The sequence below is a fragment of the Serratia sp. ME47 genome (assembly GCF_903970925.1).
In the GTDB taxonomy this organism is placed as follows: domain Bacteria; phylum Pseudomonadota; class Gammaproteobacteria; order Enterobacterales; family Enterobacteriaceae; genus Serratia; species Serratia ureilytica.
This window is the reverse complement of the sequence record NZ_CAJCKE010000019.1, coordinates 69,071-81,154: the sequence shown is the minus strand read 5'-3', so window position 1 is coordinate 81,154 and position 12,084 is coordinate 69,071. Positions and strand designations below refer to the sequence as shown.

At 59.4% G+C, this 12,084-nt stretch carries 11 protein-coding genes; 8 read left to right on the top strand and 3 right to left on the bottom strand.

Going from position 1 to position 12,084, the window contains the following annotated elements:
- Nucleotides 1-22: 22 nt before the first annotated feature.
- Nucleotides 23-1,198 carry a sugar efflux transporter gene (locus H7A77_RS18090; RefSeq protein WP_182074481.1) on the top strand — a complete coding sequence of 392 codons (1,176 nt, stop codon included), beginning with the start codon at nt 23-25 and terminating at the stop codon, nt 1,196-1,198.
- Here the strand turns inward: H7A77_RS18090 and H7A77_RS18085 are convergent.
- Complete coding sequence (locus tag H7A77_RS18085) at nt 1,195-1,449, bottom strand: YkgJ family cysteine cluster protein (RefSeq protein WP_019453627.1); 255 nt, start codon at nt 1,447-1,449, stop codon at nt 1,195-1,197. The two genes, H7A77_RS18090 and H7A77_RS18085, sit on opposite strands and share 4 nt — an antisense overlap.
- 271 nt (nt 1,450-1,720) lie before the next feature.
- On the opposite strand from H7A77_RS18085, the gene mtr reads away from it, so the two are divergent.
- Nucleotides 1,721-2,965: a tryptophan permease gene (gene mtr, locus H7A77_RS18080; protein WP_047025330.1), complete on the top strand. Its 1,245-nt coding sequence runs from the start codon at nt 1,721-1,723 to the stop codon at nt 2,963-2,965.
- Nucleotides 2,966-3,091: 126 nt separating this feature from the next.
- Entirely contained in the window at nt 3,092-3,664 is a 573-nt protein-coding gene (gene yeiP / locus H7A77_RS18075; RefSeq protein WP_004935725.1) for an elongation factor P-like protein YeiP, read from the top strand.
- 42 nt (nt 3,665-3,706) lie between these two features.
- On the opposite strand, the gene uxuA is transcribed toward yeiP, so the two are convergent.
- Entirely contained in the window at nt 3,707-4,897 is a 1,191-nt protein-coding gene (uxuA, locus tag H7A77_RS18070) for a mannonate dehydratase (RefSeq protein WP_047025329.1), read from the bottom strand.
- Between the two features lie 292 nt (nt 4,898-5,189).
- On the opposite strand from uxuA, the gene H7A77_RS18065 reads away from it, so the two are divergent.
- Entirely contained in the window at nt 5,190-6,662 is a 1,473-nt protein-coding gene (locus tag H7A77_RS18065; RefSeq protein WP_182074480.1) for a mannitol dehydrogenase family protein, read from the top strand.
- Nucleotides 6,663-6,723: 61 nt separating this feature from the next.
- Here the strand turns inward: H7A77_RS18065 and H7A77_RS18060 are convergent, their stop codons facing one another.
- Entirely contained in the window at nt 6,724-7,032 is a 309-nt protein-coding gene (locus tag H7A77_RS18060; protein ID WP_004935734.1) for a type 1 fimbrial protein, read from the bottom strand.
- A gap of 319 nt (nt 7,033-7,351) precedes the next feature.
- On the opposite strand from H7A77_RS18060, the gene H7A77_RS18055 reads away from it, so the two are divergent.
- The 4 genes from H7A77_RS18055 to H7A77_RS18040 all read left to right on the top strand — a co-directional run bounded on the left by H7A77_RS18055 (nt 7,352) and on the right by H7A77_RS18040 (nt 12,079).
- Nucleotides 7,352-8,326, top strand: coding sequence for a GTP-binding protein (locus H7A77_RS18055; RefSeq protein WP_033652532.1), 975 nt, complete (start codon nt 7,352-7,354; stop codon nt 8,324-8,326).
- A gap of 77 nt (nt 8,327-8,403) precedes the next feature.
- Entirely contained in the window at nt 8,404-9,114 is a 711-nt protein-coding gene (locus H7A77_RS18050; RefSeq protein WP_033643814.1) for a phosphatase PAP2 family protein, read from the top strand.
- 410 nt (nt 9,115-9,524) lie between these two features.
- Nucleotides 9,525-10,100, top strand: a complete 576-nt coding sequence (gene mepS / locus H7A77_RS18045; RefSeq protein WP_033643815.1) for a bifunctional murein DD-endopeptidase/murein LD-carboxypeptidase — start codon at nt 9,525-9,527, stop codon at nt 10,098-10,100.
- A 392-nt stretch (nt 10,101-10,492) separates the two neighbouring features.
- Nucleotides 10,493-12,079: a cyclic di-GMP phosphodiesterase gene (locus H7A77_RS18040; protein ID WP_033643816.1), complete on the top strand. Its 1,587-nt coding sequence runs from the start codon at nt 10,493-10,495 to the stop codon at nt 12,077-12,079.
- Nucleotides 12,080-12,084 lie beyond the last annotated feature (5 nt).

Here is a 12,084-nt window from a genome sequence, read left to right as displayed (position 1 = left end):
TTTCGACGAATTCTCCATCGCCATGCCGACTTCATCCGCAGTAACGCGACGCACGCCCGATCTCACTTCGCTGGCCTTTTTGGCGGTGGCCTTCCTGACCGGCATCGCCGGCGCGTTGCAAACCCCGACGCTGAGCCTGTTTCTGGAAACCGAAGTCAAGGTGCGGCCGGCGCTGGTTGGCCTGTTCTTCACCGGCAGCGCGGTGATCGGCATTCTGGTCAGCCAGTTTCTCGCCGGCCGCTCGGATAAAAAAGGCGACCGCAAATCGCTGATCTTCCTCTGCTGTATGCTGGGTGCGCTGGGGTTCACGCTGTTCGCCTGGAGCCGCAATTACTCCCTGTTGCTGCTCGTCGGCGTGCTGCTCACCAGCTTCGGTTCCACCGCTAACCCGCAAATGTTCGCCCTGGCGCGCGAACACGCCGATCGCACCGGGCGCGAGGCGGTGATGTTCACCTCCATCATGCGCGCGCAGGTCTCGCTCGCCTGGGTGATAGGCCCGCCGATCGCCTTCGCGCTGGCGCTGAGTTTCGGCTTCAAAACCCTGTATCTGGCGGGCGCGGCGGCTTTTGTCCTGTGCGGCCTGCTGGTGTGGAAACGGCTGCCCTCCATGCCGAAAAGCGCCGTGGCGAGCGCGCCTCTGGCCGCACCGCGGCAACATCGCCGCGACGCGCTGCTGCTGTTTGGCGCCAGCACCCTGATGTGGACCGCCAACAGCATGTACCTGATCAACATGCCGCTGTATATGGTGCACGAACTGCGGTTGCCGGAGCGGCTGGTCGGCGTGCTGATGGGCACCGCCGCCGGGCTGGAGATCCCGATCATGCTGATCGCCGGCATGGTGGCGAAACGCTGCGGCAAACGGTGTTTGATGCTCGGCGCCGCCGTCGCCGGCGTACTGTTCTACTGCGGCCTGCTGTTTATCACCGGCAGTGGGCAACTCATCGCTCTGCAGCTATTGAATGCGGCGTTTATCGGCGTACTGGCGGGGATCGGCATGCTCTACTTCCAGGATTTGATGCCCGGTCAGGCCGGCACGGCCACCACGCTGTTCACCAACACCATTCGAGTCGGCTGGGTTATCGCCGGCGCCATCGCCGGCGCGGTGGCGGAAATCTGGAACTACCATGCGGTGTTTTACGCCGCGCTGGCGATGGCCGCAGGCGCGACGCTGTGTCTGTGGCGGTTGAAAAACGCTTAAGGCGCGGTGTCCGCTTCCAGCCTGGCGAGGTAGATCAGCGCCTGATCGCGGTGATCGTGGCACATGTCGCGGCTCGGCTGCAGGCTGCCGCACACCTTCGGCCGCAGCGGCGAATGAAACAGGCCGCAGCGCAGCTGTTCATCCAAATGAATGCAGCGGGTATTGGCGGGCTTGCCGTTCGGCATGCCGGGGATCGGGCTGGATATTGACGGCGCGATACAGCAGGCGCCGCAGTCGCTGCGACAGTCCATCAGCGCTACTCCTGGTGGGCTGGGGAAAAGAAGCGCGACAATAGCAGCCGCGTGCGGCGGCCGCCAGCAGAATCCCTGCGCCTTGGCGATCTTTACACTCGTCCCGCAACCGTCTTGCCCCGCCGGATTCGCCGCCTGGCGAATAAACGCCCAAAAAGCCGCAATTTAAAGACAAAAACGCGTGAAGCGTGCAATTCCCACGCTTTACATGCGCCATGCACCCATGTACCATTGAGCTAGTACAAAAGAACCTCTTCCATCAGGAGCACACATGTCTACGGACACCATCCAGAAGCTGGCCCGCCCTTCCGTTCTCGGCGGCGCGATGATCATTGCCGGTACCGCCGTAGGCGCCGGCATGTTTTCCATTCCGATCGTCACTTCCGGTGTCTGGTTCAGCGGCTCCGTCGCGCTGCTGGTGTATACCTGGGCCTGCATGTTGCTTTCCGGCCTGATGATCCTTGAAGCCACGCTGCACTACCCGAGCGGCGCCAGCTTCAACACCATGGTCAAGGATCTGCTGGGCAAAGGCTGGAACGCCGTGAACGGCCTGTCGGTGGCGTTCGTGCTGTACATCCTGACCTACGCCTATATCTCCGCGGGCGGTTCGATCATCGCGCACACGCTGGAGGGCATCGTCGGCGTCGGCCAGACCACCGCCGGCCTGGTGTTCGCGCTGGTCGTGGCGTTTATCGTCTGGCTCTCCACCCGCGCGGTCGACCGCCTGAGCACCATTCTGATCGGCGGCATGGTGATCACCTTCGTGATGTCGGTGGGCGACATGTTCACCCACGTGCAGCCTGCGGTGCTGTTCAATACCGGCGATGACCAGGCCAGCTATCTGCCTTACGCCCTGGCGGCGTTGCCTTACCTGCTGACCTCGTTCGGCTACCACGGCAACATTCCCGGGCTGGTGAAGTACTACCACAAGGACAGCGGCTCCGTGGTGCGCAGCCTGGTGTACGGCACCCTGTTGGCATTGGCTATCTACATCCTGTGGCAGTATGTGATTCAGGGCAATATCGCGCGCGACGCCTTTAAGCAGGTGATCGCCGAGGGCGGCAATATCGGCAGCCTGCTCAAGCAAATGGGCAACGTCTCCAGCAGCCAGACCGTCAGCCAACTGCTGAACGCCTTCTCCTATATGGCGCTGGCCAGCTCGTTCCTCGGCGTGTCGCTGGGCCTGTTCGACTACCTGGCGGACTTCTGCAAATTCAAGGACGACGCCGTCGGGCGCAGCAAGACCGCGCTGGTGACCTTTGTGCCGCCGACCCTGGCCGCGCTGCTGTTCCCGAACGGTTTCCTGTACGCCATCGGCTTCGCCGGGCTGGCGGCCACCATCTGGGCGGTGATCGTGCCGGCGCTGATGGCGCGCGCCAGCCGCCGCCGCTATCCGCAGGCCGGTTATCGCGCACCGGGCGGCAACGGCGTGATCCTGTTCGTCATCCTGTTTGGACTGATCAACGCCGCCGCGCATATTCTGTCGCTGTTCGGCCTGTTGCCGGTCTTCCGGTAATCCCCGACGGGAGGGCTGCCTCCCTCCCTTTCCCGCACTGTTTTTGCGCCGGGCTATTGCCTGAAATCGGCGGCGCGAGTACCTTGTCGCAACTTCTCTAATACTCTTCATTGCGGATGAATTGAAATGGCAAGAGCTAACGAAATTAAACGCGGCATGGCGATCAGCTACAACGGCAAGCTGCTGCTGGTAAAAGATATCGACGTGCAGAGCCCGAGCGCCCGCGGCGCCAGCACCCTGTACAAAATGCGCTTCTCCGACGTGCGCACCGGCCTGAAAGTAGAAGAACGCTTCAAGGGCGACGATATCCTGGACACCATTTCCCTGTCGCGCCGCAAGGTGAACTTCTCCTATATCGACGGCGAAGAATACGTGTTTATGGATGACGAAGATTACACGCCGTACATCTTCAAGAAAGACCAGATCGAAGACGAACTGCTGTTCATTCCGGAAGGCGGTCTGCCGGGCATGCAGGTGCTGACATTGGACGGCCAGGTGCTGGCGCTGGAGCTGCCGCAGACCGTGGATATGGAAATCGTCGAGACCGCGCCGGGCATCAAAGGCGCTTCCGCCAGCGCCCGCAACAAGCCGGCCACCATGGCGACCGGTCTGGTGATCCATGTGCCGGAATACCTCAGCGCCGGCGACAAGATCCGCATTCATATCGCCGAACGCCGCTACATGAGCCGCGCCGACTAGTCGCGCCAGCGGGGCCGATACTCGGCCCCGTTTCCTTTTCCGCTACGGCAATTCCGGGAAAAATCGCCGCTTGAGCGCCAGCTCGACGCCGCGCAGCTCCGCCAGCCCTTTCAACCGCCCGATGGCCGAATAGCCCGGATTGGTTTTCTTTTTCAAATCGTCCAGCATCTGATGCCCATGATCGGGGCGCATCGGGATCGGCCGCCGATCGCCCGCCCGCTGCCGACGCAGTTCTTCGGTCAGGATCGCTTCGATCACCGCCACCATGTCCACATCGCCCTGCAGATGCGCCCCCTCGTGGAAGCTTTTCGGGTTTTCCTCGCGGCAGGTGGCGCGTAAGTGGGTAAAGTGAATGCGATCGCCGAAGGTTTCAATCATCCGCACCAGATCGTTGTCGGCGCGCACGCCGTAGGAACCGGTGCATAGGGTGAAACCGTTATGAATGCTGTCGACGGTCTGCTTCAGCCACTGCATGTCTTCGATCGTGGAGACGATGCGCGGCAGGCCGAGGATCGGCCGCGGCGGATCGTCGGGATGCACCGCCAGCCGGATGCCGGCCTCTTCCGCCACCGGCACGATGGCGCGCAGAAAGACCGCCATGTTTTCGCGCAGCTGCGCCTTGTCGATGCCGTCGTATTCCGTCAGGCGGCGGCGGAACTGCTCCAACGTATAGCCTTCTTCCGCCCCCGGCAGCCCGGCGATGATATTGCCCGTCAGCGTGGCTTTCTCCTCCTCGCTCATGGCGGCGAAATAGGCCGCCGCCTGACTGCGCTCTTGCGCCGTATAGTCCGCCTCGGCGCCGGCGCGTTGTAGGATATGCAGTTCGAACGCGGCGAAGGCGATTTGATCGAAACGCAGCGCTTTGGCACCGTCCGGCAGCGAATAGGCCAGATCGGTGCGCGTCCAGTCGAGGATCGGCATGAAGTTGTAGCAGACGGTGTCGATGCCGCAGGCCGCGAGGTTGCGCAGCGTCTGTTGATAGTTGGCGATATGCCGCCGCCAATCGCCGCTGTGGGTTTTGATCTCTTCATGTACCGGCACGCTCTCTACCACCGACCACACCAGCCCTTTTTCCGCCAGCAGCGCCTGCCGCGCGCGGATCTCGTCGATCGGCCAGACTTCGCCGTTCGCAATATGGTGCAGCGCCGTGACCACCCCGGTCGCCCCAGCCTGACGCACGTCATCCAAAGAGACCGGATCGTTCGGGCCATACCAACGCCATGTTTGTTCCATGTTGTGTCCTTATGCCTGTCTCGCATTGCAATGTTGTTATACCAGTTTAATTTAGATGTCAGCTAGCTTTAACTTACTCTTTCGCCGTGCGCTGTCAAAATTGAACCGTTCATTGGTTGATCCGCTTCACGATTCTGGCTTATTTTGGCCTGACCAATTCCCTTAACCTGCCGACAACTTTAGACTGGTGGCAGTTTTTTATCGCCGGCGCCCCGCTGCCCATGCGTCGGCAAACTGGTCCGCTAACTTGACGCAAGTGGCCCGCCAGCTGTCTACTCGCTTTGGAGATGAGATGAATACGATCGCCAACACCCCGCTGCCGGGCGCCGTCCGGCAACCGAATTATGATCGCCGGGCCCTGCGCAGCCGCATCGTGCACCTGGGTTTCGGCGCGTTCCACCGTGCGCATCAGGCGCTGCTGACCGATCGGGTGTTGAACGCCCAGGGCGGCGACTGGGGCATTTGCGAGATCAGCCTGTCCGGCGGCGTGCCGCTGTTTCAGGCGCTGCGGCAACAGGATCATTTATACAGCGTGCTGGAGAAAGGCGCGGACGGCCATCAGGCCCTGGTGATCGGCGCGGTGCATGAGAGCGTGCACCGCAAGCTGGAGGGCATCGCCGCGGTGTTGGAGAAGCTGGCCGAGCCGCAGGTGGCGATCGTCTCGATGACCATTACCGAAAAGGGCTACTGCATCGAACCCGGCAGCGGGCGGCTGGATCGGCGGCATCCGGGGATCGTCGCCGATCTGGCGGCGCCGCATCAGCCGCAGACCGCGCCCGGCATTTTGGTGGAGGCGCTGCGGCTGCGGCGTGAACGCAAGCTGCCCGCCTTCACCCTGCTCTCCTGCGACAATATTCCGGAGAACGGCCACGTGCTGCGCCGGGCGGTGCTCGATTTGGCGCAGGCGCGGGATCCGTCGCTCGCCGACTGGATCGCCTCCGCCGCCACCTTCCCCTGCACCATGGTCGATCGCATCGTGCCGGCCGCCACGCCGGCCACGCTGGATGAGATCGCCGCCGCGCTGGACGGCGTACGTGACGAATGCGCCATCGCCTGCGAGCCCTTCATTCAATGGGTCGTGGAAGACAATTTCGCCGCCGGACGCCCGGCGTGGGAGCTGGCCGGCGCCCAGTTGGTCCGCGATGTGCTGCCGTTTGAGCATATGAAGCTGCGCATGCTGAACGGCAGCCACTCGTTCCTGGCGTATCTCGGTTACCTGGGCGGCTACCGCTATATCAACGAGTGCATGACGGACGAGCACTACCGCCGCGCCGCACAGCGGCTGATGCTGTGCGAGCAGGCCCCAACCCTGAGCGTCACCGGTATCAGTCTGCCCGACTACGCCGCACAGCTTATCGCGCGCTTCAGCAATCCGGCGCTGCAACACCTCACCTGGCAGATCGCCATGGACGGCACGCAAAAGCTGCCGCAGCGCCTGCTGGACGCCGTGCGCTGGCATCTGCGGCACGGCGGCGACTATAGCGGGCTGGCGCTGGGCGTGGCGGGCTGGATGCGGTACGTCGGCGGTGTCGATGACGCCGGCCAGCCCATCGACATTCGCGATCCGCTGGCAGATGTCCTGCAACAGACGATCGCCGCCACTCCGGACGATCGGCGGCGCGTAACGGCGCTCCTGGCGCTGAAATCGGTGTTTGGCGAACAGCTGGCGACGCATGCCGCGTTTATCGAGGCGGTGACGCAAGCCTATTTGTCACTGCGCGATCGCGGTGCGCGTGAAACGGTGAAGGAGTGGGTGAAGCAGTGAAGTGCCTGCAGGCTGAGAATAACCATGCCGACGTAACGTTACGCCGGCATGGCGGAACGACTTAACGATAAACGACCGTCATAACAGCAAGTTTCTTCTGTTGGTCTACCCACTTCATTTCGGTTGTGCCAAGATTCAGCGGAAGTTCTTTGCGTGTAGTATCAAAACCTGACAACGCTTGCTGGGCCTGATAATGCTGGCCGTTGCGGTAACATTGCGTATTCGCCTTAGAATCTGCAATCTTGACCGTGCAAGGACTTTCAACGATAGAGCCGACGAAGCGAATTACCCCGCCGGCCACTCCTGCCTGACTCACTGCCGTCCATGAAAACAACATTCCTACGATCAAAAATAACCGAAAGGTATTCATGGCAACCTCATTTTTAGTTAAGCCAATTTAACCATAGAGGATCTTGTTCGGAATAATCGCAAGGAAAGGGACGAGATTTGATCGTTAATCGCGTCATTAACAATGTAAAAACAAGCTACTAACAAAAGTTAACCGTATCTAATACAGGGTTTTATCTAAGAATTTTCTTGCAAAGAAAAGTGGATTTTGCCGGTTGAAAAGCGCAGGGTGGCGTGCAAAATTTGTGAGGCAGAGCACAAATTAAATCGCGCTCGCCGCCGCGACCGCGCAGAATCGCTCATTTATTAGGCAGGTTGATTTTTGCACCCAGGAATGATTAATGACTAAAACCAATCTGATTACCGGCTTCCTCGGCAGCGGTAAAACCACCGCCATCCGCCATTTGCTGGCCCATAAGCCCGAGCATGAACGCTGGGCGGTACTGGTCAACGAATTCGGCGAAATAGGCATCGACGGCGCGCTGTTGGCGGACAGCGGCGCGGTGCTCAAAGAGATCCCCGGCGGCTGCATGTGCTGCGTCAACGGCCTGCCGATGCAGGTGGGTCTGAATATGCTGTTGCAGCAGACCAAACCGGACCGGCTGCTGATCGAGCCGACCGGGCTCGGGCATCCGAAGCAAATCCTGTCGCTGCTGACCCAGGAGAGCTATGCCGGCTGGATCGATCTGCAGGCCACGCTGTGCCTGCTGGATGCCCGTCAACTCAGTCAGCCCCGCTACCGCGACAACGAAAACTTCCGCGATCAGCTGGCCGCGGCCGACGTTATCCTGGCCAGCAAAAGCGATACCTATCGGCCGGAAGACAGACGGGCGCTGGAAGCCTGGACGGCGCAAGATCCGCTGCAGCGGCCCTGCTACGCCATCGCGCAAGGCGAGGCGGATGTCGCGTTGTTGTCACTTCCTCGCACAAATCGTACAGAATTGCCGGACGCACGACATCATCATGGTCAGGCGAAAACGCAAGGACTGGCGGCGTTGCGGCTGCCGGAGAACGCGCGTTGGCGGCGAGCGCTGAACGAAGGGCAAGGCTTCACCAGCTGCGGCTGGATTTTTGACGGCGACACCCGGTTCGACACCGTCGGCTTTATGGAATGGGTGCGGCTGGCGCCGGTCGAACGTGCCAAAGGCGTGGTGCGCATCCCCGAAGGCACGTTGCTGATCAATCGCCAGGGCCAGGATCTCAACATCGAAACCCGCCCGAACGCGCCGCTCGACAGCCGGGTTGAACTGATCCACAGCGAAAATGCCGACTGGAACGCCCTGCAATCCGCCTTGTTTAAGATTCGTTTAAGTTAAACCCCGTACCGTTGCCCCCCGGTTGCCGCAGGGCGGCCGGTTTTGTTTCGTTTTCATTTTTCCAACAGGTTTATGTCATGACACGCCGCAATTTACCCTTCATTCTCTTCTTCAACTTACTGGGCGTTGCGCTGTTTCTGTCCTGGTTCCTGCCGGCCAATCACGGCGGCTGGTTTACCCTGGATTCGGCGATCTTCTTCTTCTTTAACCGCCATCTGGCTACCGACCCAGCATTTTTGCACCTGGTCGCCATCACCAACAACCGCGCGTTCGATGTGATTTCGCTGCTCGCCATGGGCCTGCTGTATTTGTACTTCTACCTGAAGCAGGACGCCGCCGGCCGCCGCCGTCTGGTGATCACCGGCGTGGTGATGCTGCTGACCGCCGTGGTGCTGAATCAGCTTGGCCACCTGCTGCCGGTGAAGCATCCGAGCCCCACCCTGACCTTCGACAATATCAATCGCGTCAGCGCATTGACCGGCATCCCCACCAAGGACGCCTCCGGCGACAGCTTCCCCGGCGACCACGGCATGATGCTGATTATTTTTTCCTGCTTTATGCTGCGCTATTTCGGCCGCGGCGCCTTCGCCGTCGCCCTGCTGATTACGCTGATCTTTTCATTGCCACGCGTGATGATTGGCGCCCACTGGTTTACCGATATCGCCGTAGGCTCGCTGTCCGTGGTCTTGGTTGGCGCCAGTTGGGTGCTGATGACGCCTTGCAGCGACTGGATTATCGAACGGTTGAATCGCCTGTTGCCCGGCAAGCACCGCCCCGGCCAACCATAACTTACGTCTATGAGTCATTCCGGGAGGCGCCCGCCTCCCGCGTTTTATCCCCGCGCGATGCGCAAAATTTCTCCGCCCCCCGTTAACGCTTTTGCAACCTGATTTCACGCCAGATTCATACATCGGACAATTGGCGTTTTTTATATGAAGATTTACATTATGTTACATCACAAATTCATATAAAAAAGACCGGAAAAAGACTCGCAATCCCCTATTTGTTCCGGTAATCTCAGATGCGTTTGTGCCTGGTTTAAGTCGAATCAGTACGGAATCCGATAAAAATGTGCGTTCCCGCACGTTTTCAACGGTAACTGATTGTCGATGCAACAGGTGCGGACTAGGCTCGTTTCGTTTGGCATTTTTCAGGTAGCGACTTTCGTCGTTAAGGACTTCAAGGGAAAACAACAACAATGGTCAAATCTCAACCGTTTCTGAGATATTTTTTGCGGGTAGTCCCTGCAATTGCCGCTGCGGTTATGCTGTCAGCGTGCAGCTCGACTCACACTTCGAACTTGAGTAACGCACAAACTGAGATGCGTGCAGTTAATGACAAAGACGGTCTTTTACTGCAAGCCTCTCAGGATGAATTCGAAGCGATGGTCCGCAACGTTGACGTCAAGTCAAAGATTATGGATCAGTACGCGGACTGGAAAGGCGTTCGCTACCGTTTAGGCGGTGACACCAAGCGCGGCATCGATTGCTCGGCGTTTGTACAGCGCACCTTCCGCGAACAGTTCGGCATGGATTTACCGCGTTCTACCTACGAACAGGAAGATCTCGGTAAGAAAATCCAGCGCACCAAACTGCGCGCCGGCGATTTGGTGCTGTTCCGCGCCGGTTCTACCGGGCGCCATGTCGGCATCTATTTAGGCAACGATCAGTTCGTTCACGCTTCTACCAGCAGTGGCGTCATGATTTCCAAGCTGACCGATAACTATTGGAATAAACGTTATCGAGAAGCGCGCCGAGTGTTGACCAACGGCTGACGGCGCAACGCCCTGAAGATCCTGAATACCAAACGAGCGATAAACGCCGCCTACGGGCGGCGTTTTTTTTGGCTGTCAAACGAGAGCCACCGGGGCTGAACCAGGCCTTATCGTCACCTCACACCATTATTTTGATAAACTGCCGGCCGGAAATCGCGCCGACGAGGAAAAACTCGCCTATTATCGTCAGATGACGGCAACGGCGCGCCCGGCGTTATTTAAAACGTTTCCGCTTAATAGGTGCATTATATTTCTGTCGGCGACGCCTTGTATTTAAACGGCGTCGCCGGTTGGGTACGGGATAAAAGGCAAAAAATGAAAAAAAAGCCGTTGGCACAATCCATTAAATGGCTGCGCGACACGCCTGACGCCCCGTTGCAGAGGTCTCGGTTATGGGCTTGAAAAGGGCGTTCTCTCGCAGCGTGTCGCACCGACAGCGCAGTCTGGCCAAAAGCGTTGTCGCCGCCCTGCTATTTTTTACGCTATTCACCGCGGTCACACTTTCTTTGATCAACCACCAGCGCACGCAATATCAACACAAGGTTGAAGCGCGTACGCAAAAATTCGCGCTGGGTTATATCTCGCACCTGACGGATGTCATGCAAAAAATGATGCCGCTGCTGGACAAACCCTGCCTCTCAAGCCAGTCGGACATCACCTATCAGGCGGCCTTTACCAGCGGCGTACGCACCTTCCTGCTGGTGAAAGACGGTTACGCCTACTGCTCCTCCGCCACCGGCGACATGATGCTGCCGATGAAAAACCTGTATCAGGACATCGATACCCACCTGCCTTTGGATCTGAAGCTGCAGCAGGGCACGCCGATCGTGCCGGACAAGCCGGCGGTCGCGGTTTGGCTGCGGCATCCTGGCGCATCGGCGACCGGCATCCTCGCCACGCTGGACATCAATTTGATGCCCTACCTGCTGTTCACTTCGCATGACGAGCAGGCGCCGGGCATCGCCATCGTGATGGGCAACCGCGCGCTGACCACCTTCAGCCCGAACCTGATGCCGATCGCGCAGTTGCCGCAAGACAAGGCGGACACCCTGACGCTGCCCAATCTGCCGCTGAGCATCCTGTTCTACAACGAGAAACTGACGCCCAACGATATTCGCCTGACGCTGCTGGGCAGCCTGGTGCTGTCGCTGATGATCGGCGTGCTCTGCTACTACATGCTGCTGTTGCGGCAAAGCCCGGAGCGCGCGCTGCTGCGCGGCATTAAGCGCAACGAGTTCTTCATCGAATATCAGCCGGTGTTCCATACCGGCAGCAACAGCATCGGCGGGCTGGAAGCGTTGATCCGCTGGCAGCATCCTATCGAGGGCCGCATTCCCCCGGATGTCTTTATCCCGTACGCCGAAAGCAACGGGCTGATCGTGCCGCTCACCCGCCATCTGTTCAGGCTGATTGCCGAAGATGCGCCGCAGCTCGCCAAGGCGCTGCCGCGGGGAGGCAAGGTCGGCCTCAATATTTCCCCCGCCCACCTTAGCGCGCCGTCATTCCATCAGGACGTGTATGAACTGTTGGCGCAGCTGCCGGGCGATTACTTTACGCTGGTGTTTGAAATCACCGAACGCGGCATGGTGGAAGAAGAGAGCGCGCTGGCGGAGTTCGACTGGCTGCATAAACAGGGCATCGAGATCGCGGTGGACGATTTTGGCACCGGCCACAGCGCGTTGATCTATCTTGAGCGTTTCACCATGGATTACCTGAAGATCGATCGCGGCTTCGTCAACACCATCGGCCAGGACACCGTCACCGCGCCGGTGCTGGATGCGGTGATTTCGCTGGCGAAAAAGCTGAAAATGCTGACGGTGGCCGAAGGCGTGGAAACCGCCGAGCAGATGCAGTTCCTGCAAGAACGCGGCGTTAACTTCATGCAGGGCTATTACTTCAGCAAGCCGCTTAGCATCGCTAATTTCCTCGCTTACTGCAATGCTCATCAGGTCTTTGATTATCAGGAAAAAAATAGTTAATCTTT

Bases quoted from the DNA above. Each gene is read 5' to 3' on its own strand.
- H7A77_RS18090 (WP_182074481.1), top strand. From the start codon at position 23: ATGCCGACTTCATCCGCAGTAACGCGACGCACGCCCGATCTCACTTCG.
- H7A77_RS18085 (WP_019453627.1), bottom strand. From the start codon at position 1,449: ATGGACTGTCGCAGCGACTGCGGCGCCTGCTGTATCGCGCCGTCAATA.
- mtr (WP_047025330.1), top strand. From the start codon at position 1,721: ATGTCTACGGACACCATCCAGAAGCTGGCCCGCCCTTCCGTTCTCGGC.
- yeiP (WP_004935725.1), top strand. From the start codon at position 3,092: ATGGCAAGAGCTAACGAAATTAAACGCGGCATGGCGATCAGCTACAAC.
- uxuA (WP_047025329.1), bottom strand. From the start codon at position 4,897: ATGGAACAAACATGGCGTTGGTATGGCCCGAACGATCCGGTCTCTTTG.
- H7A77_RS18065 (WP_182074480.1), top strand. From the start codon at position 5,190: ATGAATACGATCGCCAACACCCCGCTGCCGGGCGCCGTCCGGCAACCG.
- H7A77_RS18060 (WP_004935734.1), bottom strand. From the start codon at position 7,032: ATGAATACCTTTCGGTTATTTTTGATCGTAGGAATGTTGTTTTCATGG.
- H7A77_RS18055 (WP_033652532.1), top strand. From the start codon at position 7,352: ATGACTAAAACCAATCTGATTACCGGCTTCCTCGGCAGCGGTAAAACC.
- H7A77_RS18050 (WP_033643814.1), top strand. From the start codon at position 8,404: ATGACACGCCGCAATTTACCCTTCATTCTCTTCTTCAACTTACTGGGC.
- mepS (WP_033643815.1), top strand. From the start codon at position 9,525: ATGGTCAAATCTCAACCGTTTCTGAGATATTTTTTGCGGGTAGTCCCT.
- H7A77_RS18040 (WP_033643816.1), top strand. From the start codon at position 10,493: ATGGGCTTGAAAAGGGCGTTCTCTCGCAGCGTGTCGCACCGACAGCGC.